Source organism: Bacillus sp. NS1, from assembly GCF_058248265.1.
Map to the genome: position 1 here is coordinate 323,830 of NZ_JBZAZF010000001.1, position 23,941 is coordinate 347,770.

Annotated in this window: 22 protein-coding genes and 1 pseudogene; 18 read left to right on the plus strand and 5 right to left on the minus strand. The window is 44.5% G+C overall.

The features are described 5' to 3' along the window. Positions 1-15 precede the first annotated feature (15 nt). Both AC4CV5_RS01660 and galT read left to right on the plus strand, forming a co-directional pair. Positions 16-1,188: a galactokinase gene (locus AC4CV5_RS01660; protein WP_490921996.1), complete on the plus strand. Its 1,173-nt coding sequence runs from the start codon at positions 16-18 to the stop codon at positions 1,186-1,188. Positions 1,189-1,191: 3 nt separating this feature from the next. After that, complete coding sequence (gene galT / locus AC4CV5_RS01665; protein ID WP_490921997.1) at positions 1,192-2,733, plus strand: UDP-glucose--hexose-1-phosphate uridylyltransferase; 1,542 nt, start codon at positions 1,192-1,194, stop codon at positions 2,731-2,733. Between the two features lie 70 nt (positions 2,734-2,803). Here the strand turns inward: galT and AC4CV5_RS01670 are convergent, their stop codons facing one another. Beyond that, on the minus strand, positions 2,804-3,049 hold the full coding sequence (locus tag AC4CV5_RS01670) for a GlsB/YeaQ/YmgE family stress response membrane protein (RefSeq protein ID WP_003222176.1): 246 nt from the start codon (positions 3,047-3,049) through the stop codon (positions 2,804-2,806). A gap of 513 nt (positions 3,050-3,562) precedes the next feature. Between AC4CV5_RS01670 and qoxA the strand changes: the two genes are divergently transcribed. Genes qoxA through qoxD form a run of 4 tightly spaced genes read left to right on the plus strand, consistent with a single transcriptional unit; the run spans position 3,563 to position 7,509 of the window. Beyond that, the gene (gene qoxA / locus AC4CV5_RS01675) at positions 3,563-4,528 is read left to right on the plus strand and encodes a cytochrome aa3 quinol oxidase subunit II (RefSeq protein WP_079287695.1); all 966 of its coding nucleotides are present in this window, start codon (positions 3,563-3,565) and stop codon (positions 4,526-4,528) included. Positions 4,529-4,555: 27 nt separating this feature from the next. Continuing rightward, positions 4,556-6,505, plus strand: a complete 1,950-nt coding sequence (gene qoxB / locus AC4CV5_RS01680) for a cytochrome aa3 quinol oxidase subunit I (RefSeq protein WP_326222320.1) — start codon at positions 4,556-4,558, stop codon at positions 6,503-6,505. Between the two features lie 13 nt (positions 6,506-6,518). Then, positions 6,519-7,133 (plus strand): cytochrome aa3 quinol oxidase subunit III, encoded by a 615-nt coding sequence (gene qoxC / locus AC4CV5_RS01685; protein WP_166846902.1) that lies wholly within the window; start codon positions 6,519-6,521, stop codon positions 7,131-7,133. 1 nt (position 7,134) lies between these two features. Further along, positions 7,135-7,509, plus strand: a complete 375-nt coding sequence (gene qoxD, locus AC4CV5_RS01690) for a cytochrome aa3 quinol oxidase subunit IV (protein WP_003222169.1) — start codon at positions 7,135-7,137, stop codon at positions 7,507-7,509. 41 nt (positions 7,510-7,550) lie between these two features. On the opposite strand, the gene ywcE is transcribed toward qoxD, so the two are convergent. Next, positions 7,551-7,814 carry a spore morphogenesis/germination protein YwcE gene (ywcE, locus tag AC4CV5_RS01695; protein ID WP_003227411.1) on the minus strand — a complete coding sequence of 88 codons (264 nt, stop codon included), beginning with the start codon at positions 7,812-7,814 and terminating at the stop codon, positions 7,551-7,553. A gap of 228 nt (positions 7,815-8,042) precedes the next feature. On the opposite strand from ywcE, the gene AC4CV5_RS01700 reads away from it, so the two are divergent. The 4 genes from AC4CV5_RS01700 to AC4CV5_RS01715 all read left to right on the plus strand — a co-directional run bounded on the left by AC4CV5_RS01700 (position 8,043) and on the right by AC4CV5_RS01715 (position 12,609). Then, positions 8,043-9,188, plus strand: coding sequence for a GNAT family N-acetyltransferase (locus AC4CV5_RS01700; RefSeq protein ID WP_072183249.1), 1,146 nt, complete (start codon positions 8,043-8,045; stop codon positions 9,186-9,188). A 210-nt stretch (positions 9,189-9,398) separates the two neighbouring features. Beyond that, complete coding sequence (gene rodA / locus AC4CV5_RS01705; RefSeq protein WP_166846904.1) at positions 9,399-10,577, plus strand: cell shape-determining peptidoglycan glycosyltransferase RodA; 1,179 nt, start codon at positions 9,399-9,401, stop codon at positions 10,575-10,577. A 105-nt stretch (positions 10,578-10,682) separates the two neighbouring features. Continuing rightward, entirely contained in the window at positions 10,683-11,432 is a 750-nt protein-coding gene (gene nfsA, locus AC4CV5_RS01710) for an oxygen-insensitive NADPH nitroreductase (RefSeq protein ID WP_166846907.1), read from the plus strand. Positions 11,433-11,607: 175 nt separating this feature from the next. Next, entirely contained in the window at positions 11,608-12,609 is a 1,002-nt protein-coding gene (locus AC4CV5_RS01715) for an LLM class flavin-dependent oxidoreductase (protein WP_248602298.1), read from the plus strand. Positions 12,610-12,644: 35 nt separating this feature from the next. On the opposite strand, the gene vpr is transcribed toward AC4CV5_RS01715, so the two are convergent. Next, a complete protein-coding gene (gene vpr / locus AC4CV5_RS01720) occupies positions 12,645-15,065 on the minus strand; it encodes a serine protease Vpr (protein ID WP_326222318.1) in 2,421 nt (806 codons plus the stop codon). A gap of 528 nt (positions 15,066-15,593) precedes the next feature. On the opposite strand from vpr, the gene AC4CV5_RS01725 reads away from it, so the two are divergent. Together AC4CV5_RS01725 and sacT are read left to right on the plus strand one after the other, a co-directional pair. Next, positions 15,594-15,896, plus strand: coding sequence for a hypothetical protein (locus AC4CV5_RS01725; RefSeq protein WP_087992814.1), 303 nt, complete (start codon positions 15,594-15,596; stop codon positions 15,894-15,896). A 39-nt stretch (positions 15,897-15,935) separates the two neighbouring features. Continuing rightward, a complete protein-coding gene (sacT, locus tag AC4CV5_RS01730) occupies positions 15,936-16,766 on the plus strand; it encodes a sac operon transcriptional antiterminator SacT (protein ID WP_166846933.1) in 831 nt (276 codons plus the stop codon). A gap of 39 nt (positions 16,767-16,805) precedes the next feature. Here the strand turns inward: sacT and AC4CV5_RS01735 are convergent, their stop codons facing one another. Beyond that, positions 16,806-17,576: a formate/nitrite transporter family protein gene (locus AC4CV5_RS01735; protein ID WP_166846936.1), complete on the minus strand. Its 771-nt coding sequence runs from the start codon at positions 17,574-17,576 to the stop codon at positions 16,806-16,808. A gap of 300 nt (positions 17,577-17,876) precedes the next feature. Between AC4CV5_RS01735 and scrA the strand changes: the two genes are divergently transcribed. The 3 genes from scrA to AC4CV5_RS01750 all read left to right on the plus strand — a co-directional run bounded on the left by scrA (position 17,877) and on the right by AC4CV5_RS01750 (position 21,040). Continuing rightward, positions 17,877-19,262 (plus strand): PTS system sucrose transporter subunit IIBC, encoded by a 1,386-nt coding sequence (scrA, locus tag AC4CV5_RS01740; protein ID WP_166846939.1) that lies wholly within the window; start codon positions 17,877-17,879, stop codon positions 19,260-19,262. Beyond that, positions 19,259-20,698 carry a sucrose-6-phosphate hydrolase gene (gene sacA, locus AC4CV5_RS01745; RefSeq protein ID WP_490921998.1) on the plus strand — a complete coding sequence of 480 codons (1,440 nt, stop codon included), beginning with the start codon at positions 19,259-19,261 and terminating at the stop codon, positions 20,696-20,698. The genes scrA and sacA overlap by 4 nt, the downstream gene beginning before the upstream one ends. Positions 20,699-20,791: 93 nt before the next feature. Beyond that, positions 20,792-21,040, plus strand: coding sequence for a hypothetical protein (locus tag AC4CV5_RS01750; protein ID WP_014115608.1), 249 nt, complete (start codon positions 20,792-20,794; stop codon positions 21,038-21,040). 89 nt (positions 21,041-21,129) lie between these two features. On the opposite strand, the gene AC4CV5_RS01755 is transcribed toward AC4CV5_RS01750, so the two are convergent. Further along, entirely contained in the window at positions 21,130-21,945 is an 816-nt protein-coding gene (locus AC4CV5_RS01755; RefSeq protein WP_326222315.1) for a bifunctional hydroxymethylpyrimidine kinase/phosphomethylpyrimidine kinase, read from the minus strand. A 101-nt stretch (positions 21,946-22,046) separates the two neighbouring features. Between AC4CV5_RS01755 and AC4CV5_RS01760 the strand changes: the two are divergent. The 3 genes and pseudogenes from AC4CV5_RS01760 to AC4CV5_RS01770 all read left to right on the plus strand — a co-directional run. Next, positions 22,047-22,351: pseudogene (locus tag AC4CV5_RS01760) on the plus strand (hypothetical protein); the annotation flags it as partial. 73 nt (positions 22,352-22,424) lie between these two features. Continuing rightward, positions 22,425-23,231, plus strand: coding sequence for a glycosyltransferase family 2 protein (locus tag AC4CV5_RS01765; protein WP_373922825.1), 807 nt, complete (start codon positions 22,425-22,427; stop codon positions 23,229-23,231). Positions 23,232-23,245: 14 nt separating this feature from the next. After that, positions 23,246-23,923 carry a uracil-DNA glycosylase gene (locus tag AC4CV5_RS01770; RefSeq protein ID WP_222142254.1) on the plus strand — a complete coding sequence of 226 codons (678 nt, stop codon included), beginning with the start codon at positions 23,246-23,248 and terminating at the stop codon, positions 23,921-23,923. Positions 23,924-23,941 lie beyond the last annotated feature (18 nt).

Below are 23,941 nucleotides of genomic sequence, written 5' to 3' on the forward strand. Positions count from 1 at the left end.
GAAAGGTGATTGCACATGCGGGAAGAGCTAAAGGGGATATTTGCAAGTGTATTCGGAGAAAAAGAGGGGTTACGGTTTTTTTTCGCACCTGGAAGAGTGAATCTGATTGGGGAGCATACAGACTATAACGGCGGGCATGTGTTTCCGTGCGCGCTGACAATGGGTACATATGCTGCTGTTGCAGAAAGAAACGACGGGCTTGTCCGGATGTATTCAGATAACTTTAAAGACGCAGGCATCAAGGAATGCAGCCTCGACGACATTTGCTATCAAAAGGAAGACGACTGGGCGAACTATCCGAAAGGCGTCATTTATGAATTTCAGCAAAGGGGCTATTCAGTTCCCCATGGCTTTGACATTATATTTTCAGGGAATATTCCAAACGGGGCGGGGCTGTCGTCCTCTGCTTCTATTGAATTGCTGATGGGAGTCGTGCTCCAAAGATATTTTCATCCTGAAGTGGATGCGCTTGAGCTTGTAAAAATGGCGCAGCATGCAGAAAACACATTTATCGGTGTCAATTGCGGGATTATGGACCAATTTGCAATCGGAATGGGGAAAAAACATCATGCGATGCTGCTGAACTGCGACACGCTGGACTATGAATATAGCAAACTCGATGTCTCAGGACTCGCGCTGGTCATCGCGAATACGAACAAAAAAAGGGCATTAGCAGATTCGAGCTATAATACAAGACGCCAAGAGTGCAATGACGCATTGCTAGATCTGCAAAAAGCACTCGGTATTGCCTCGCTGGGCGATATCAAGCCCTCTGATTTCGACGCGCACTCCAGCCTGGTCAAAAATGAAACGAACAGACGCCGGGCAAAGCACGCTGTATACGAAAATCACCGTGCTATCAAGACGGCCGATATGTTCAAGGAAAACAATATAGATGAAATCGGGCGGTTAATGAAGGAATCCCATCTTTCACTGAAGGATGATTATGAAGTGACATGCCCAGAACTTGATGAGCTTGTGTTTGCAGCGTGGGACCACGAAGGTGTGATTGGTTCAAGAATGACGGGAGCGGGCTTCGGCGGCTGCACGATCAGCATTGTAAAAGATGCGTTTGTTGATGATTTTATCCAAAAGGTTGGAGATAGATATCAAGAAAAAACAGGGCTCAAAGCGGATTTTTATGTCGCTGATATCGGAGAGGGAGCGAGAGAGCTAAAGGGGGAGTGACACATGAGTATTGTTGAACATCTGGAACATCTGCTGGAGTATGGCCTTGAACGAAAACTGATTTCGATCTGGGATCGGGAATATACGAGAAACCGCCTTTATGAAGCGTTGGACATCAAACATCCCGAGCCGGACTCCCACACTTGCACTAAGCAGGCCCAAAGCCTGCCGGACTTGCTTTCTCCCATTTACAAATGGGCTGTGGAAAACGGGCGAATGGAAGCGGATACAGACACATACCGCGACTTGCTCAGCGCAAAGCTGATGGGATGTTTCGTACCTGCTCCGTCTGAGGTCATTCGCAAGTTTGAAGAGACAAAAGCCTTATACGGCCCAAAACAGGCAACAAAGGAATTCTATCAATATTCAGAGGATGTCTATTATATCCGGTCAGACAGGATCGCAAAAAATGTTCATTGGACGGTGCCGACCGAATATGGCGAGCTGGAAATGACCATTAATCTATCAAAGCCCGAAAAGGACCCAAAAGCGATTGCAGCTGCAAAAGAGCAGGCGCAGACAAATTACCCGATGTGTTTGCTGTGTAAAGAAAATGTCGGGTTTGAGGGAAGCGTGAATCACCCGGCACGCCAAAATCACAGAATCATCCCGGTCATCCTTAAAGACGAACAATGGTACTTGCAGTTCTCGCCATACGTCTATTATCCAGAGCATTGCATCGTTTTAAAGGGTGAGCATGAACCGATGGAGATCAGCAGAAAAACATTTGAAAGGCTGCTGTCATTTCTCGGGCAATATCCGCATTATTTTATCGGTTCAAACGCGGATCTGCCAATTGTCGGCGGCAGCATCCTAAGCCATGATCATTTTCAAGGCGGGGCGCACGATTTTCCGATGGCACGTGCAGAAGCGGAAGATGTTTATGATTTAAATGGTTATCCCGGCGTGTCGCTGGGCTTGGTGAAGTGGCCGATGTCCGTGCTCAGGCTCCAAGGAGACAAACCGGACCATGTTGCCGAAGCTGCTGACCATATATTCCGCACATGGCAAACGTATTCCGATGAAAAAGCCGGCATAGCCGCCTATACAGGTGATACTCCCCATAATACGGTTACGCCGATTGCGCGGCGAAGGGGAGACTTGTATGAACTCGATATCGTGCTGAGAAACAATCGGACGGATGAGGAGCATCCATTAGGAATATTTCATCCTCATCAGGAAGTTCACCATATTAAAAAAGAAAATATCGGCCTGATTGAGGTCATGGGATTGGCGATATTGCCGGGCCGTTTACAGAAAGAAATGAAAGAAATGGCAGCGGCGCTATGCTCTGCTGATCCGAAAACAGCTTTAGAACAAAATCCGCTCACAGCAAAGCATCAGGAGTGGGCTCTTCGGATGATGGAAAAAAGAACGATAACAAAAGAGAATGCGGATCTAGTCATAAAGGAAGAGCTAGGACATGTATTCGCGCGCATTCTTGAACACGCTGGTGTATTTAAACAGACAACGGAAGGAAAACAGGCCTTCAGAAGATTTATCGACCATTTAGGCGTCAAACCAGTAAAAAGCCTCAACCGCTAGGGTTGAGGCTTTTTCGTTATCCTTCGCAAAACAAATGCCCAAAGCGCTGATGCTTTGGGCACTGTTGCTTTTATCCTCTTTTTCTGGCTAACAGGCTTACTAGAAATACAACAATGGCTGCGCCGATCACCGCTGGAATAATGGCAAATCCCGCTAGGTTCGGGCCCCATGTTCCCAGCAGCCCGTGCCCGATCCACGCACCGATAAGACCCGCGATCATAGACCCAATAATTCCGCCAGGCATATCTCCTTTAACAAACAGGCTGCCAAGCCATCCGATAATAATGGCGACGATAAGGGAAATAATAAAACTCATTATGCAACACATCCTATTTTATATTTATTTGCTTATATCATTCCTCTTTTTTGTATAGGATAAACAATTGGATGCTCTCTTAAAAAATGGGAACAGTTCAGAGCATATCGCCGCTTTATTAAGCCTTTTCATTCAAAATTGGTTGCGTTAAAATGGTAATCGCGTGAAAAGATGCTAGACAAGGAAAAATTAATTCCTTTCTAGAAAGTTTAACAAAATGAAATTTTTGATTGACCTAAGTTTTTTATTGTGGTAAACCTTTATTTGTCAGAATTAGTTCTTCATCATCTTTCTTTACTTATATGCGGAAATAACTAGAAACTTTTCATCTTAAGCGATAGATGTGAATAAAGTTGGAGCAATTTTTGTCGATTTTATGACATTTAAGCGAAAATGGGATGAAGTTTATAAAAAAATAAAGCTAATAAGTGAACTTTTTGATAGCATAACAAAGTAGAGAAAAGATTTTGAGGAAGTATGCACTTCAGATTTATTACATCAATAGGAAGGATGGTGATCTTCTTGTTCAGAGCATTAAAACCGTTGCTTGTATTAGCGCTGTTAACTGTGGTTTTCGTCCTTGGGGGATGCAGCAATGCTTCGGTACTAGATCCAAAAGGGCCGGTAGCTGAACAGCAAAGTGATTTAATCCTGTTATCTATCGGATTTATGCTGTTTATCGTCGGGGTTGTCTTTGTTCTATTTACCATTATTTTAGTAAAATACCGCGACCGTAAAGGCAAAGATAATGGATCTTATAACCCAAAAATTCACGGTAACACGTTTTTAGAAGTAGTCTGGACAGTGATCCCAATTTTAATCGTCATTGCACTTTCTGTGCCAACCGTACAGACGATATATTCGTTAGAAAAAGCTCCTGAAGCAACAAAGGACAAAGAACCTCTTGTTGTTTATGCTACTTCGGTAGACTGGAAATGGGTATTCAGCTACCCTGAACAGGATATTGAAACGGTCAACTACTTAAACATTCCTGTCGACCGCCCGATCTTGTTCAAAATTTCATCTGCAGATTCAATGGCTTCGCTTTGGATTCCTCAGCTTGGAGGACAAAAATATGCGATGGCAGGAATGCTGATGGATCAATACTTACAGGCTGATGAAGTGGGAACTTATGAAGGCCGCAACGCGAACTTCACTGGTGAACATTTTGCAGACCAAGAGTTTGATGTGAATGCAGTAACAGAAAAAGACTTTAACAGCTGGGTGAAAAAGACTCAAAACGAGGCTCCTAAGCTGACAAAAGAGAAGTATGATCAATTAATGCTTCCTGAAAATGTGGACGAATTAACGTTCTCTTCTACTCACTTAAAATACGTTGATCACGGACAAGACGCAGAATACGCGATGGAGGCCCGCAAACGCCTTGGCTACCAAGCCGTTTCACCGCACTCTAAAACAGATCCGTTTGAAAACGTAAAAGAAAATGAATTTAAAAAGTCTGATGATACAGAAGAATGATATTGATCAGGAAAGGAGGAAGCCTGCATGAAATTCAAATGGGACGAATTTTTCGTAACTGGTGACCCATTAATTCTGGGCGCACAAGTTTCCATTGCGCTTTCAACCATTGCCATTATTTTTGTACTGACTTACTTCAAAAAGTGGAAATGGCTGTGGTCTGAATGGATAACTACTGTTGACCATAAAAAACTCGGAATCATGTACATTATATCTGCTGTAATAATGTTATTCCGCGGCGGTGTCGACGGTCTGATGATGCGTGCCCAGCTAGCGCTTCCGAATAACAGTTTTTTAGACTCAAACCACTATAATGAAATTTTTACAACTCACGGTACAATCATGATCATCTTCATGGCGATGCCGTTCCTAATCGGTCTTATCAACGTTGTTGTACCTCTTCAAATCGGTGCTCGCGACGTTGCGTTCCCTTACTTGAACAACCTGAGCTTCTGGACGTTCTTCGTAGGGGCGATGCTTTTCAATATTTCTTTCGTTATCGGAGGTTCTCCGAACGCAGGCTGGACAAGTTATATGCCGCTTGCAAGTAACGATATGAGCCCTGGGCCGGGTGAGAACTACTACCTCCTCGGACTTCAGATTGCCGGTATCGGTACCCTGATGACAGGGATCAACTTTATGGTAACAATCTTAAAAATGAGAACAAAAGGCATGACATTAATGCGTATGCCAATGTTCACATGGACAACACTGATCACAATGGTTATTATCGTGTTTGCGTTCCCTGTACTTACAGTAGCTTTAGCACTTTTATCATTTGATCGTTTGTTCGGTGCTCACTTTTTCACATTGGAAGCAGGCGGTATGCCGATGCTTTGGGCGAACTTGTTCTGGATTTGGGGACATCCTGAAGTATATATCGTTATTCTTCCGGCATTCGGTATTTTCTCTGAGATTATCTCAAGCTTTGCAAGAAAACAATTGTTTGGTTACACAGCGATGGTTGGTTCTATTATCGCCATCTCCGTATTGAGTTTCCTAGTTTGGACCCACCACTTCTTCACAATGGGGAACAGTGCGTCCGTTAACTCTTTCTTCTCAATTACGACAATGGCTATCTCGATTCCGACCGGGGTTAAAATCTTTAACTGGCTCTTTACCATGTATAAAGGCCGAATCAGTTTTACAACGCCTATGCTGTGGGCGCTTGCGTTCATTCCTAACTTCGTAATCGGCGGGGTTACAGGGGTTATGCTTGCGATGGCAGCAGCGGATTATCAATACCATAATACGTACTTCCTTGTATCTCACTTCCACTATGTGCTGATCGCAGGTACTGTATTTGCTTGTTTCGCCGGATTTATTTTCTGGTATCCAAAAATGTTCGGCCACAAGCTGAACGAAAGAATCGGAAAATGGTTCTTCTGGATCTTTATGATCGGGTTCAATATTTGTTTCTTCCCGCAATATTTCTTGGGGCTTCAAGGCATGCCTCGCCGTATTTACACATACGGACCGAATGACGGCTGGACAACATTGAACTTTATTTCAACTGTCGGAGCTTTCATGATGGGTGTAGGATTCTTAATCCTTTGCTATAACATCTACTACAGCTTCCGCTACTCTACTCGTGAAATCAGCGGAGATTCATGGGGTGTGGGACGCAGCCTTGATTGGGCGACTTCATCTGCGATTCCGCCGCATTACAACTTTGCGGTGCTTCCTGAAGTCAAATCTAAAGATGCATTCCATCATATGAAAGAAGAAAAAACCGAGTTATACCCTGAAAACAAATTCAAGAAAATCCATATGCCAAGCAACTCAGGCAGACCGTTCTTTATGTCTGTTGCCTTCGGTATCGCCGGCTTTGGACTTGTCTTTGAATGGTACTGGATGGGCGTAGTTGGATTGATCGGAGTCCTGCTCTGCATGGTTCTGCGTTCATTCGAATACGACAACGGCTACTACATTAGTGTTGATGAAATAAAAGAGACGGAAAGAAAGATTTCCGAATAAGGAGGCGTGAGTTATGGAACATGCAGAACACGGCAATTCTAACGCGCCTATGGAATATCAATCTGAAACCGGCAGACTTAATATTCTCGGGTTTTGGATCTTTTTAGGGGCAGAAATTGTGTTGTTCTCAACACTATTTGCAACCTTCTTCGTTCTTAAAAACAGAACAGCAGGAGGTGTCTTACCGGACGAACTGTTTGAAGTGAATCTGGTAATGATTATGACGTTCTTGCTGCTTATCAGCAGCTTTACCTGCGGGATCGCTGTTCATGAAATGCGCCGTGGAAGTTTAAAAGGCGTAGTCATTTGGACAATTATCACTCTTCTTCTCGGCGCTGGCTTTGTCGGTTTTGAGATTACAGAGTTTGTCCACTATGTACATGAAGGAGCTTCTCTCGGTACAAGTGCGTTCTGGTCTGGATTCTTTGTTTTACTTGGAACTCACGGAACTCACGTAACAATCGGTATTTTCTGGATCACAGGAATTCTGATTCAGTTGAAGAAACGCGGCCTAACTCCGCAAACTTCATCTAAAATCTTTATCTCAAGCTTGTACTGGCACTTCTTAGATGTTGTATGGATTTTCATCTTTACAGGTGTCTATCTCATGGGATTGGGGGGTCTGTAAAATGGCAAACAAATCTGCTGAACACAGTCACTTTCCATGGAAGCACATTGTAGGCTTTGCACTGTCTATCGTTTTGACCCTGCTGGCTCTATGGGTTGCGGTGTATACTGACCTGAGCTCATCAGCAAAACTTTGGATCATTTTCGGCTTCGCCTTCATCCAAGCGGCGCTGCAGCTTCTCATGTTCATGCACATGACAGAGAGCGAAAACGGTGGGATCCAAGTCGGAAACACGCTGTTCGGATTCTTCGGTGCGATCGTTATCGTACTTGGTTCCATCTGGATTTTCGCGGCTCACTATCACCATGGTGACCATATGGACGGAAATCCTCCTGGAGGCGCTGAACACTCAGAGCATTCAGGCCACAACGAATAATACAAAAACCCTCTTCGTTAGAAGAGGGTTTTTTGCTGTCCTCAGCTGCTTCGCTTTCTGCGAAGATACGGAAGACCGTAAATAATAAATGCGGCGATATGAGCGACAATGACGTTGACGGCAAACAAGATAATCATGAGAGTGTGTCCGAGTGGAGAAAGGCTTTCTGTTGCGTAAAAGAAGAAGAATACCCACATTAAGATGATTGGCGGAATAGCTGAGAGTGCGACTTTTTTGTTATCAAGCCATATAAAGAGAGGTGTTGCGCTGGCAACCAATAAATAAGCAAAAAACATGTCCATCATACCCGTCTCCTTTCATTTTGTGACAGCGTTTACAAAAATGAAATAAAGGAACTGAGTTGTGTCTGTTTTATGGTTGTTTTGTGAACATTCTGTTACAATTATTATACCATGTTTTCCAAAAATTGATACAGGTTTTTGTGGAATTGGTCTGGACCTATCGTCTTATTTTTAAGTTCATTTCGCTAGGAGAATGTACGGAGCTTTTTTAAAAAAACAGGGGGGATGCAGATGTATCAGGTAGTCAAGCTTGAAAAAGAAGACTGGCGAGAAGTGATCCGCATGTCTGAATATGCTTTTCAGAAAGAACTCAGTGATGAGGAACGAGAAGAGAAAGTAAAAGCTTTAGAGAACCATTACATCATCGGAATCAAAGAACAAGAGAAACTCCTCTCTAAGCTTCACATCATTCCCTTTTCTGTGATGTTGGAGGAACAGGAGATGAAGATGGGCGGTATTGCCGGAGTGGCAACCTGGCCTGAATACAGAAGAAAAGGTACAGTAAAGGAGCTTATTCGAAACGCTTTAACGGTCATGAAGAAAGAAAACCAAATCATCAGCTTTTTGCATCCGTTCCTGATCTCCTTTTACCGTAAATTTGGCTGGGAGCTCTGTTTCTATCAAAAACGCCTGATCTACCTTAAAGAACAGTTTCAAAAGCTAGGCGATGTCTCTGGGTACGTGAAGAGGCTTCAAAAAGATGAAACAGATGCAGTGAATGCTATCTATAATCAGTACAGAACGAAGCATAATGGGCTGATGAAACGTTCAAAGGAGCATTGGACAGAGAAGGTCCATGGGATGAAAGCGATGTATATCTCTGAAGATGGGGTGCCCTGTGGATATCTTGTGTATGACATCAAAAATAAAACGATGCGAGTTAAGGAATTTGTTTATTTGAACAGAGAGGCACAGAGAGGCTTGTGGAATTTTATTTGCCAGCATGATTCGATGCTGAATGAAGTGGAACTGACTGTACGGATGGAGGAAGATCTTGATTTTTTAACTGTCGAACCCCGAGTCAAACAAGACATATATCCTTATAGTATGGCGCGCATCGTTGACGTTGAAGGTTTTTTTCGGGAATATCCAAAATCTCGCATGACAGCACCCTTTGACTTTAAGGTTACGGATCAATGGGCCCCATGGAATCAACAGACTTTCCGCGTCGACTCGGAGCAAGTGCAGATCATTCCAGAAGAGTCATCAGACCATCTAATAGAATGCAGCATATCTTCTTTAACCGCTTTCTTTCTAGGCGCCAGAAATGCCCGTTTCCTTTATGAAACAGGCATGATAAATGGGCCGGTATCGGAAATCAAACGGCTTGATGATGTTTTTCAGTCAAAACCTCCATTTCTTATGGATTTCTTTTAACCCCTTATTTAAAAGGGGTTTTTTTCATTTGAAAAGTTTTGTGTCAATCGAAACATTTCGGTTTATGATACGTCATATTTCGTGTAGCTGAAAAAGCGCCGCAAATGCGCAAAAAACAGAAAAGGAAGCGAGCTTCACGTGTCATCTTGAACTTGGTTCATGTATAATAAACATTAGTGATTTTCCGATGAAAATGTAAGGCGGGATAGAATGAGTCGATATAAGAAGCAGCAAAGTCCCTTTTACCAGGGGGATTTGATTTTTATATTTGGTGTGTTTTTTATTATAAGCGTAGTATCAATTTATGCTGCTGGTCAGTTTGGGCAGTATGGGAACACGGATTGGATACAGCAAATTGTCTTTTATCTTTTAGGAGCTGTTGCGATTACAGTTCTGTTGTACTTTGATTTAGAGCAGCTTGAAAAGTTAAGTTTATATATTTTTATCATTGGTATATTATCTTTGATTATTCTTAAGATCAGTCCTGAGTCCATTGCACCGGTCATTAAAGGGGCAAAAAGTTGGTTTAGGTTTGGGAGAATAACCATACAGCCGTCAGAATTCATGAAGGTTGGTTTGATTATGATGCTAGCTTCAGTCATCGGAAAAGCCAATCCTAAAGGAGTGCGGACACTTAGAGATGATATTCACCTTTTATTAAAGATTGCGGGTGTCGCAGTTATCCCTGTTGGTCTTATCCTGATGCAAGATGCTGGGACTGCGGGAATATGTATGTTTATCGTCCTTGTAATGGTTTTCATGTCGGGCATCAATTGGAAACTGATAACAATCATTGCTGGTTCAGGTATCTTACTCATTTCATTAATTTTATTAGTAATGATAAACTTTCCCGACGTTGCTAAATCAGTCGGAATACAGGAATATCAAATTAAGAGGGTTACTTCTTGGGTTTCTGATTCAAATGAAACACAGAATGATGATAGCGGGTGGCAAGTTGATCAAGCTATCATGGCTATAGGATCTGGTGGCATTTTAGGAAACGGTATTTCTGATTTAAAGGTTTATGTTCCAGAAAGTACGACTGACTTCATTTTCTCTATAATAGGTGAATCCTTTGGATTTTTAGGCTGTGCCTTTGTCGTCATCATGTTCTTCTTCTTAATCTACAGGCTTGTCGTTCTGATTGACAAAATACATCCGTTTAACCGTTTCGCTTCTTTCTTTTGCGTTGGCTATACGGCGTTAATTGTGATTCATACATTCCAGAATATCGGAATGAACATCGGCATTATGCCTGTTACCGGGATTCCGCTGCTGTTTGTCAGCTACGGAGGAAGCTCAACACTTTCCACGCTGATTGGTTTCGGGATTGTGTATAACGCAAGTGTGCAACTGACGAAATACAGAAGTTATCTCTTTAATTCTTAATGTGCAGACAGCCTTGAAAAAGGCTGTCTTTTTTATTACAGAGCATTTCGCTTTTGAGTTCACTTTTTTTCGGATATGATAAAAACAGATAAGGAGGTTCTTGTGATGAATAACACAATCGAAACCATTTTAAATCATCGGTCGATCCGGTCTTTTACTGATCAGCTTTTGACAGCTGAAGAAATTGATACTTTAGTGAAAAGTGCGCAGGCAGCGTCTACGTCCAGCTATGTGCAGGCATATTCGATTATCGGGGTTTCCGATCCTGAGAAAAAACGTGAGCTGTCTGTGCTTGCAGGAAATCAGCCTTACGTTGAGAACAACGGACACTTTTTTGTATTTTGCGCGGACTTGCACCGCCACCAAAAACTGGCTGAGGAAAAAGGCGAAAATATTTCTGAGCTGCTCGAGAATACGGAAATGTTTATGGTCAGCTTGATTGATGCAGCGCTGGCAGCGCAAAATATGAGCATTGCCGCTGAATCTATGGGGCTTGGCATTTGCTATATCGGCGGCATTCGGAATGAACTGGACAAGGTGACAGAGGTGTTGCAAACGCCTGACCATGTGCTTCCGCTTTTCGGTCTGGCAGTAGGCCATCCTGCAAACCTATCCGGCAAAAAACCGAGATTGCCAAAGCAGGCTGTCTATCATGAGAATACGTATAATGTAAACACAGATGATTTCCGCGAAACCATGAATGCGTATGACCAAACCATTTCTGATTATTATAGAGAAAGAACAAACGGAAAGCGGGAAGAAACGTGGTCTGATCAGATTCTGAACTTTATGAAGCAGAAACCGCGTACCTATTTAAATGACTATGTGAAAGAAAAAGGCTTTAATAAAAACTAAAGCAAACCTCTCCGCTTCGGAGGGGTTTTTATGTTTCACGTGTAACATATTCCGACAAATAGAGACATGTTATCACAAATAAATGACAAATGATCGGGAAACACTGATAAGCAGTGTGAGCGGCTTTGGAGAAAAAATATGGGATCAGTGATACGATGAGGATGAGGTGGTAGGGATGATTTCATTAAGTATATTAGATCAATCTCCAGTATCAGAGGGCAGCAGTTCAGAAACAGCCTTGCAGCAAACCGTTGCGCTTGCGCAAGCTGCTGAGGGCTTTGGATATAAGAGATTTTGGGTTTCTGAGCATCACTTTTCAAGGCGGCTGGCAGGGTCAAGCCCTGAGGTGCTGATCAGTCATATAGCGGCACAAACGAAGCGAATCCGTGTTGGATCAGGCGGAGTCATGCTGCCGCACTACAGTGCTTATAAAGTAGCTGAGAATTTCCGTGTGCTGGAGGGGCTGACACCGGGAAGAATTGATCTAGGGCTTGGCAGGGCACCGGGGGGAATGCCGATTGCATCATGGGCGCTGAATGACGGCGGGAAGCGCAATGCTGATCAGTATCCGCAGCAAATCAAGGAACTGACCATGTATTTGCATGATTTGGCGGATGACAAACACCGTTTTCCGAATTTGACGGCTGCGCCGCATATTTCCACCGCGCCGGATGTGTGGCTGCTTGGCTCATCTGGAGAAAGCGCGTTGCTCGCCGCTGAGTCAGGTGCTGGCTATATGTTTGCCCACTTTATCAATGGAGAGGGCGGAGAGGATACTGTCAGACAGTATAAGAGACGATTTAAGCCGTCTGTGTTAGGGGACACGCCCCGAGCGGCAGCTGCTGTTTTTGTTCTTTGTGCTGACACGGAGGAGAAGGCAGAGGAGCTTGCGGCAGTGCTTGATTTTACGCTTTTGGCAGGGGAGCAGGGCATTCCTTTAGAAGGAGTCCCTTCGTATGAAGCTGTTCGGGAAAATACGTACTCCCCCTATGAACAGAGACGAATTGCTGATAATCGAAATCGAATGATTGTTGGCACGAAAGAACAGGTGAAGGAGCAGTTGTTATCTTTGAGTAAGGCGTATGGAACAGAGGAAATCATGGCGGTGACCATTACGCATCATTTTGAAGATAAGCTCCATTCTTATCGTTTATTGCAGGAGGCATTTGCGAATTAATCTAAAAAGCCCTGCCGAATCGGCAGGGCTTCTTATTATTCAACTGTAAAAGGCTCTTCAGTCAGAATCTGGCTTGATTTGCCTTTGTTTGCGGCATAGGCGAGCAAGTAATATTCTCCGGCAGGAAGCTTGGTTCCGCCATTGATCGTGCCGTCCCAGTCAAAGTATTGATAGCCCTTATCTTGATTTTTATAAATGCCGGCTTGGCCTGCAAAATCAAGGTTGCTGTCATAGACGAGGAATGCCAGCTCTTCTGCTCCTGAAGGAAGGTAGGTTTCAATTTGATAGGTGCCTTGTACAGACCCTTCGCTGACGGAGACAGATGTTACTCTCGGATAATCCGGCTCTTTAACGATCAGCAATGTAGGGACCTTGGCGACGGTTTTTCCGCCTTCTCTGACGATAACCGTTCCTTCATAGGTGCCGGCTTTTGTTTTCTTTGTATTGACCTTTACTTTTGCAGTGGCTTTTCCGGTCTTATGTGCCGGAATCACAACACGGCTTGTGCCGGATGTGGAGATGCCGCTGCCGTTAAATGAGTATTCAAGTGTGTATGACTTTCTAATGGAAGATTGGTTTTCAATCGTAAACGTTTCTTTTTTCGTTTCGTTTCCGTTTTCCTTCAAGAATGTACCGTATGAATAGCTTCCAGGTGAGACGAGTGAGTCAGCTTTGATCGCGTTCATGATTCTCGCGCTGCCTGCACCTTGGGCGTTATGCGGATACACTTCTCCGTCGCCATCCTTTAAGGTGACAGCGGTATTCATGATCGCGGCTTTGATCTGTTCTACGCTCCACTTTGGTTTGGCTTGTTTGATAACGGCAACCGCTCCGGCAATATGAGGTGATGCCATGCTTGTTCCTTGTTTTGATCCGTACCCGTATGGGTTGTTAGGATCATGTGTCGGGATGGTGCTGACGATATTGACGCCTGGTGCGGAAATATCCGGTTTAATCATCCACGTATCCATAACAGGGCCGCGTGATGAGAAATCAGCCACTTGTTCACCGAGCGCTTTCGAGACCGTCAACTTGAATGTTGTTTTTGACTCGCCGGCTTTCATGGCGCTGACGAGTTTTTCGCCGTCTTCTAATGAAAGCTTAATCGTTGGGACAGACATGCCTGGCACATTGGCTTCAATTTCCCCAGAGAGGTTGTTATACACAACCATGCCGATGGCGCCGGCTTTTTTAGCGTTATCCGCTTTATCCACAAATGCAATGCTGCCTCGTTTGACAACGGCGACTTTGCCTGTCAGGTCTTTTCCTTCAAAATCCTTGGCTTCGCCGATTCCCGCTTCAACAAGCTCAACCTCTTTGTTATTGAGCGCTTTGACGTCGTCCTCTTTGTTATAGCCCATCACTTTTGCTGAAGAATAGTTGCCGAATGTGACGGCGTATTCATTGAGCGGCAGCTGGGTAGCACCGACGGAAATCGCTTCTCTTGATGTGCCAGGTGATCCGACTGTCCAGCCGTTCGGTCCGCTGTTGCCGTTTGACGTAACCGCAACGACGCCTTCTGACATGGCCCAATCAAGCGCTGTGCTCGTCGCCCAGTCCGGGTTGTTTAATGAGTTTCCAAGAGACAGGTTCATCACATCTGCTCCGTCCTGTACAGCCCGTTCCACGCCGGCAATGACGTTTTCCGTTGTGCCGCTTCCGCCAGGGCCTAACACGCGGTAAGCGAGAAGCGTGGCATCAGGCGCTACGCCTTTGATCGTTCCATTTGCAGCCACAGTTCCGGCTACGTGTGTTCCGTGGTCAGTTGCTCCGCCCCTCGGATCGCCCGTTGGTGTTTCTTTTGGATCGTAATCATTGTCTACAAAATCGTATCCTTTATATTGTCCGAAGTTTTTCTTCAGATCTGGATGATTGTATTCAACTCCGGTATCAATAATGGCAACCTTGACGCCTTTTCCTGTGTAGCCTAAATCCCATGCATCGTTCGCTCCGATATACGGCGCGCTGTCATCCATTTGCGGAGATACAGCGTCTTTGGAGAGCGTAACGTCTTTATCCTTTATATTGTCTGTTTTATACGTGACGTTCGGGTATACTGCCTTTACGTCTTTTACTGCAAGAAGTTTTGGAATCTCATTAGCTGGGAGCTTCATAGAAAAGCCAGAGAATACCTGCTCATACTCCCGATTTACTTTTCCGTTTTTCACCGCTTTGAGGGCTTTGGTTTTTGCAGTGGTACGAGCGGTTTTCAGCTTGCTTTTCGTTTGCTTTTCTCCCATTTCCTTCGCCTCTGCCAAGGATTTTTCTTTTAATTCCACGATAACGGTTGTTTTTTTGTTTGTTGTCATATCGATATCACCGAATACTTCAGCTTTTTCCAGGTCAGCTGATTTTATTGAAGAAGCCGGAGCTGCCTGTACTCCTGTCATACCTGTGGATAACGTAAAAAATACAACAAAACTTAAAAGCAGAAAGCGAATGATCCCATTTTTCAATGTATTTCCCCCTTTGTGTTTAGAAAAAATGTTATAGATCTAGTATATATTTCTTGAAAATTCAAAAAAATCCTTGTGTCATTTGGACCATTTATTGGATTTTGTTTGTGAATAAGGAAGGAGTTATACACAGAACCCTGTGTATAAGTGAATAAACCTGTGTATATATATAGTTGGGAATATATGTTCCTATACAAAATATAGATAGAGTTTGTGGATATGTGGATATCTATTGTGATTAAGTTGTTCTTATCTTTGGGATAACTTGTGTATAAAATTTTTAAAGCGGTTCTCCAATTTTCATTTCATTTCTTTCAGCTTTCAACAAAACTTCTAAAAACTAGTTGGTTTTTTCACTCATATTGTGACAAAGAATTCTCTTTCCACGGTCTATCATAGAGTCATGAGTTTTGCTAGAGCTGCTAGTTTGCGGGAAAAGAAATCGGCCGCTTTTCCCGCGGACTGCGGCTGAAAAAACGGGCTGCTAAAAAGGCTGCCTGCCAAAAAGAAGCGGAGGGATGTTTTTCTATGAAACGTTTGCTTGTATCTTTACGGGTGTGGATGGTCTTTTTGATGAACTGGGTGACGCCGGACAGAAAAACTGCGGCTGCCGCGGTCTATTCGGCTCAGCGTACATACCAAAGAAAAGCGGCGGTGCAAGCCGCAGGGCTTGTTTCGTTTTATGAATGGCGGATGGCTGTGAATGATGAAGAAAAACAGAAAGCGAAAGCCGCCGCGCTTTATAAGAGAAGGTGTTTGCAAGCCTTCAAGGAATCGCCAAAGCAGGAGAGAGCTGGCCCGCATCTTTACATGGCGGTCAAAAGGAGGTAAAATCCCAGTCAAAAGCTATTTGGCGGGAGAGGTAGCCTCTTGAAAATCTATAAAGTATTAAACAACAATGCGGCTTTAATAAAAGAGGATGATCAGGAAAAAATCGTGATGGGACCGGGAATCGCTTTTCAAAAAAAGAAAAATGACCTCATCCCTATGAATAAAGTGGAAAAGATATTTGTCGTGCACGATGAGAATGAAAAGTTTAAACAAATCCTGCAAACGCTGCCGGAGGAGCATATTGAAATAGCTGAGGATATCATCAGCTATGCGGAAGGGGAGCTCGCGGCGCCACTGAGCGACCACATTCATATCGCGCTTTCTGACCATTTATCCTTTGCGATCGAAAGGATTCAAAATGGGCTGCTTGTGCAGAATAAATTGCTGCATGAGATCAAGGCGCTTTATAAAAAGGAATATGAGATTGGCCTGTGGGCGATCGGACATGTAAAAGAGACATTGGGTGTGTCTCTGCCTGAAGATGAAGCTGGTTATATTGCCCTTCACATCCATACGGCGAAGATGGATGCGGAGAGCATGTATTCAGCGCTGAAGCATACGACCATGATCAAAGAAATGATAGAGAAAATAGAACAATACTTTAATCGAAAGGTGGATGAAAACAGCATTTCCTATCAACGCCTTGTCACGCATTTGCGATACGCGGTCAGCCGGTTGGAATCAAATGAAGCGCTCCATCGTATGGACGAGGAGATGCTTTATTTCATCCAAAAAAAGTATTCATTTGCCTATCAATGTGCGCTGGAGCTGGCGGAGTTTTTGAAAAATGAATATCAATTACATTTGCCGGAGTCCGAGGCCGGCTATATCACGCTGCATGTCCAGCGTCTTCAAGATCTCTCGGAATAACCGCATTGACTTGCAGGGAGTGATCTCTGGAAGTTTTTTTTATTTATCGGGATTGAGCGTGTAGTACATCCAGCCCATCATTACCATTCCCGCGGTCAGATTGCCGAGCGTCACAGGAATTAAGTTTCTGACTGCCCCCATCAGTGTCAACGTATCAGGGTGCTCGATCAAAAGGGAGATGGCGAATGTGCACATATTGGCAATGCTGTGCTCAAAACCGGAAATAAAGAAACAGAAAACGAAAAGCATCATGGCAAACAGCTTTGCTCCTTCGTCTTTGAGAGACATCGGAATAAAAAAGGCGAGGCACACAAGCCAATTGCAAAGCATTCCTCTGAAAAACAGCTCAGAAGCGGGCGGCTCCATTTTGTGCTCTGCCAGATGAATCAAAAAGGAATGAATAGAAGCCTCCTCAAAAAGTCCTGTCGCGCTGATCAGAATGGCAAATAGAATGGCGCCGATCAAATTGCCGGCATAGCTAAACATCCACAGGTACAGGGTATCGCGCCAGCGGATTTTTTTTCGGAGCGCGGTATAAGTGAAATAAAAGGTGTTGCCGGTAAATAAATCCCCGCCCCCGTAAGCAATCAGCAGTATTGCGGCCCCGAATGTGACAGCGGCTGCCGGAAAGGCAAACGGAGAATCCGCCATGGAGAAATAGCTGCCTGTTTTACTTGCGGCTGTAATGCCGAAACCGATAAACATGCTGGCTAAAATGGATCTGAGCACATAACGGATTTTGCTAGAAACAAATATGTTTTGTTTTTTCAAAGCGTACTGTTCAACCTTTTGCAATGCTTGAGCTTCCATTGTCTTTTCCTGCTTTCTTTTATGGTTGAGCATAGTATAGCATGATATTGTGAAATACTTCACAATTAATTTTTACGAATTTATGTCTATATGTTTTATCAAACTATTTAACTAAAAAACAGTTGACGAAAACGCTATCATGATTTATGATGAAAGCGTATTCTCAATCTAAATAAGCGGGATTGTGACTGGTAAAGCAGGCAAGACCTAAAATTTGCGTAAATGAAAAAGGATCGCTGTGTCCTTTATTCGTTGGCGAATTTTAGGTCTTTTTTGTTTAAATAAAAGGGGGAGAAACAAATGGATTACAAAGAGACTGCAATACGCCTCATTGAGCTTCTCGGTGGGAAGGAAAATATTATCAGTGCGGCTCATTGTGCAACAAGACTGCGTTTAGTGATTAAAGATGAATCAAAGATAGATCAAGCACAAGTAGAAGAGCTTGATGGCGTCAAAGGCGCTTTCAGCAGCTCTGGCCAGTACCAGATCATTTTCGGAACGGGCCTTGTGAATAAAGTATTCGATGCTTTTTCTAAAGAAGCTGATATTGAGCGTGAGGAACACGTAAATCATCAGGATGCGGCAAAAGAAAAGCTGAATCCCGCTGCGAGATTTGCGAAAACGCTTTCTAATATTTTTGTCCCAATTATCCCGGCTATTGTAGCCAGCGGCCTATTAATGGGATTGCTGGGTATGATCAATGCGTTTCATTGGATGAGCAAGGATTCTGCAGTTTTTCAGCTGCTTGATATGTTTTCAAGTGCAGCATTCATTTTCTTGCCGATTCTAATCGGAGTAAGCGCTTCAAAAGAATTTGGCAGCAACCCGTACTTGGGAGCGGTCATCGGGGGAATCATGATTCATCCAAACCTCTTGAATCCATGGGGTTTGGCTGAAGCGACACCTGATTATATGCATCTTTTCGGATTTGATATTGCGCTTCTAGGCTATCAGGGAACTGTCATCCCTGTTCTGCTGGCGGTTTATGTAATGAGCAAGGTAGAGAAATGGACAAGAAAAGTGGTTCCGCATGCGGTAGATTTGCTTGTTACACCTTTTGTTACTGTAATTGTCACCGGGTTTGTTGCTTTTATTGCGATTGGCCCTCTGGGAAGAGCGCTTGGCTCCGGGATTACGGTTGCTTTAACTTATGTATATGACCATGCCGGTTTTGTTGCGGGTCTGATTTTCGGTGGCACGTATTCACTTATCGTGCTGACAGGCGTTCATCACAGCTTCCATGCGATTGAGGCAGGGCTTATTGCAGATATAGGCAAAAACTATTTGCTGCCGATCTGGTCAATGGCGAATGTCGCACAGGGCGGGGCAGGCCTTGCCGTCTTCTTTATGGCGAAAAAGGCAAAGACAAAAGAAATCGCGCTTCCGGCTGCATTTTCCGCTTTTCTCGGCATTACTGAGCCCGTCATATTCGGAGTTAACCTTCGCTACCGAAAACCGTTTATCGCCGCGATGATCGGAGGCGCATTGGGCGGTGCATATGTCGTCTTTACTCATGTTGCTGCAAACGCTTATGGGTTAACGGGTATTCCGATGATCGCCATTGCTGCGCCGTTTGGCATGGGCAACTTGATCAACTATCTGATTGGGATGGCCATTGCGGCAGTGTCAGCGTTCATTGCAGCGTTTATCATGAAGATTAATGAGGATGAGGGGAGAAAAAAATGACAGCATATGATCACGAGCTTCGCCGCCGGGCTTATGAAGAAGTGGAGAAAAAAGAGCCTATCGCTGACAGTGATCCGCATCGCCAGCATTTTCACATCATGCCGCCGGTTGGGCTGCTGAATGACCCGAATGGCGTGATATATTGGAAGGGCAGCTATCATGTATTCTTTCAGTGGCAGCCGTTTCAGACGGGGCACGGCGCGAAATTTTGGGGGCATTATACGACACAGGATGTTGTGAATTGGAAGCGGGAAGACATTGCGCTCGCTCCGAGTGATTGGTTCGATAAAAACGGCTGCTACTCGGGCAGCGGTGTCACGAAAGACGATCGGCTCTATCTGTTTTACACAGGAAATGTCAGGGATCAGGATGGGAATCGGGAAACATATCAGTGCCTTGCTGTATCTGACGACGGGCTGACCTTTGAGAAAAAGGGTGTCGTCGCCCGCCTCCCAGAAGGATACACGCCCCATTTTCGCGATCCGAAGGTATGGGAGCATGAAGGCACATGGTACATGGTAATCGGTGCACAAACGGAGAATATGCAAGGACACGCTGTTTTGTTTGCTTCTGATAACCTGATAGAGTGGAGATTTCTCGGCCCGATAACTGGCGCGGGCTTTAACGGGCTAACCGATTTCGGGTACATGTGGGAATGCCCTGACTTGTTTTCTCTTCAGGGATCCGATGTGCTGATTGTCTCGCCTCAGGGTCTTGAGGCTGAGGGTTTTCGTTATCAGAACGTGTATCAATCAGGTTATTTTGTCGGGCGTCTCGATTATAACAAGCCTGAACTGAAGCATGGCGCTTTTACAGAGCTTGATCAAGGTTTTGATTTTTACGCGCCACAAACACTTGAAGACGATCAGGGAAGGCGGATTTTGTTTGCATGGATGGCTGTGCCTGATCAGGATGAAGGGTCTCATCCGACGATTGACTATCACTGGATTCACTGTATGACGCTGCCGAGACAGCTGACGCTATCAGGAGAGAAGCTGATTCAGCAGCCGCTGCCTGAGCTGAAAGCCATGCGCAGAAATGAGAAGAAAATACAAATCAACATGCATGAATCATCTGGTGCGCTTCCGGTTGAAAACCCTGAAAGAGCTGAGATCTTGATTGAAGATATTGATACAGAGTCTGGCTTTTCAATCAGTATCCGCGGTACGGCTGCGTTCTCCTTTGATAAGAACAAGGGGGTTGTTACGCTGGAGCGGACGAGCTTCGATGGAAAACGAACAGAAGCGAGACATTGCCGCATCAAGGATTTGCATACCGTGCACATGTTTATCGATGCGTCATCTATAGAAATCTTTATCAATAATGGAGAAGAGGTTTTCAGTGCGAGATATTTTCCTTTCCCGGGAAATCATGAAATAACGGCCAGATCGATCGGAAAATCTGAAATGAACGTCGGAATTTGGACACTTATGTAGGAAATCCTTCTTTTTTCTTATGTGAAATCTGTGCCATCTGTGCTATTCTTCAACGATAACCTACTATTTTTTTCAGTAAAAGGAGTTGTTTTCTTGAATATACATGAACAGAAGATAACACCGGAATGTTTGGAAAAGGCTGCGGACCAGGTTGAAGATAAGCGTGAAGAATATAAGGATGTGCTGCTGCAGCTGAAAAAAATGCTTGGCGGGACAACACCGCACAGTGAAACGGCGGAAATTCTTTCGCGAGCATATGAGCAAATGAAGGAATATGCACTTTTTGTCCAGTCGATAGAAGCATTTTTGAGGAAATCTGCGAACAATTTAAAAGTCAAATAAACAGGCTGTCGATGGGATCGGCAGTTTTTTCTGTGAAAAGTCTTCGGGTGTATAAAAAAGCTGCCTCTCTGTAAGGCAGCCTTTTTTGTTTATGATTGTTTAGTCAGGCGCAGCGCAGAATGCTTCGTAGGTCCGACATACTGGTTTAGCGGGAAGGATTCTTTAATGGCAGCGGTAATGAATTCTTTCGCTGCGTAAATGGCTTCTTTGACTTCGGCACCTTTGGCGAGCTCCGCAGTCACGGCTGCTGAGAAGGTACAGCCTGCACCATGTGTATAAGGCGTATCGATCATTTCGCTTTCAAGGACTTCCGCTGTTTCTCCGTCATAGAGAACATCGACGGCTTTTTCGTGTTTGAGTTTGCCTCCGCCTGTAATGACAACGTATTGAGCGCCGAGTGCGTGAATTTTTTTCGCAGCTTCGATCATATCGTCAACTGTTTTTAATTCATCCATGCCGCTGAGCTGGCTGGCTTCAAACAGATTCGGCGTAATGACAGTGGCTAGCGGCGCTAATTGTTCACGGAGGGCTTGGGCGTGCTCCGGATAAAGGACTTCATTAGCCCCTTTGCAAACCATAACCGGGTCGATTACAACATTTTTTAATTGTTTTTCTTTGATCGTTTTTGCCGCAAGTTCGATAATGTCAACGGTTGGCAGCATTCCTGTTTTCATGGCGTCCACACCGATGCCATCCGTAATCGTTGCAAGCTGGGCGCGGATTGTATCAGTATCGATCGGGAACACTTGATGGTCCCAGCTGTTGTTTGGGTCCATCGCAACGATCACCGTTAAGGCGGTCATCCCGTATACATTTTTTTCTTGAAATGTTTTTAAATCGGCTTGAATCCCAGCACCGCCGCTGGAATCTGAGCCGGCAATGGTGAGTGCTTTATGCATAGACATGTCTTGAACCTCCATCGTGTTTTGTCTTTCATTATAGTTAGATTTTCTCTGTATCACAATATAGAAGAACGATAGGAATCATTTGACAATACCAAGAGGGGTTTGCATGTAACCAGAAAATGCGCCTTTTGATGTTCAATTGGGGTCCTTTGTGCTGCTGGCCTTCATGATACCTTTATTTTTATTAGATGGATCTAGTATGACAGACATCTTGTGGAATTGGGACGATGAAGCCTTTGCTTTTTTGTGTCTTTCTTATGCGCTTGTGCTGCAGCCGGTCTATCAATCTAAGCTCTGGCATCTGATCCTTCCGAATGGCGTCTGCCTGAAAGATCTCTTTCATGTGTTTGAAGATCTGGCACTGATCTTGATGCTTTTGATCGGTGCCGCATTACTGTTTCGGTAGGATATTCCCACTGATCTCCCGTCCAATATATGTTTTAATAGTACATGACTATGAAAATGAGAAGGAGAGCATCATGAAGATTTCTATCGTAATTGTGACCTATAATCGGATTCCGGCTTTGTGTGAGCTTCTGGAGTCGATTTCGCAGCAGACCATGAAGCCGTATGAAATTATTATTGTGAATGATGCCGGTGAATCGGTCGTGCCTGTCAAAGCACTGTATCCGGAACTGCCGATTGCCGTCATCAATTTAGAAAAGAACTCGGGGCATGTGGCTGCGAGAAATGCCGGTGTAAAAGAGGCGTCAGGCGATTGCATTATGCTTTGTGATGACGATGATTTCTTTACACCGGGGCATGTGGAAAGAATGGCGAAGGAAATAGAAACGGCAGATTTCGTTCATTCTGATGCAGAAATTGTCTCGTTTGAAGAGAAAAACGGAACAAGATATCCAGTTTCGCGGAAACTGTTTGCTTATACCGCTGACTACGAGGATATGAGAGTGTTCTCTACATACGTGCCGTCGGGCAGCATGTATAGACGTTTTCTGCATGATGAAATCGGGTATTTCGATGCTGATGTGCACAATTATTGGGATTGGGATTTTTATTTGCGCGCTGCAAAGGAGTACCGAGTGAAGCGTGTCCCTATTGCCAGTGTAATTTATGCCTTCAGTGACGCGGGAGACAATCAGTCCGCGGACCTTGGCGCCAAGCGGAAACAATATTTGGATCGTTTAAGTGAAAAGCATGGACTCGGGGAACTGCCGACGAAAAACTTTGCCGTCCTGCTTGAAGAGCCTGAGATGAAAAGACGGGAAGCACAAAGTGAGATCGTTTGGGATGGCAAACCTGTCTATTCCAGACTACATCGTTCGTAAGGGAGGCCTGAATCTTGAAACAGCTTTTACAAGACAGCTGGTGGAATCAGCTGAAGGAAGAGTTTGAGAAACCGTATTATCAAGAGCTCAGAGAAATGCTGAAGCGGGAATACAAGGAGCAAACGGTTTATCCGGACAGCCGGGATATTTTTAATGCGCTGCATTATACCCCATACGATGATGTGAAGGTCGTCATTCTCGGCCAAGATCCATATCACGGGCCAGGACAGGCTCAAGGCTTAAGCTTCTCCGTAAAGCCGGGTGTGAAGCAGCCGCCTTCATTAAGGAATATCTTTCTTGAGCTGCAGCAGGACATCGGGTGCAGCATCCCGAATCACGGGTCGCTTGTGAGTTGGTCAAAGCAAGGGGTTCTTTTGTTGAATACTGTGCTGACCGTAAGGCGCGGACAGGCGAATTCCCATAAGGGAAAAGGCTGGGAGCGTCTGACGGACCGGGTTATTGACGTGCTGAATGAAAGGGAGCGGCCGATTGTCTTTATTTTATGGGGCCGGCATGCTCAAATGAAAAAAGAACGGATCGACACGTCCAAGCATTTTATCATTGAATCCACGCATCCCAGCCCGTTTTCGGCAAGAAACGGATTTTTCGGGAGCAGACCGTTTTCCCGGGCGAATGCGTGCTTGGAGAAAATGGGAGAGGCACCGATTGATTGGTGTATAAAGGATTTGTAAAAAAGCGCAGATCATCTG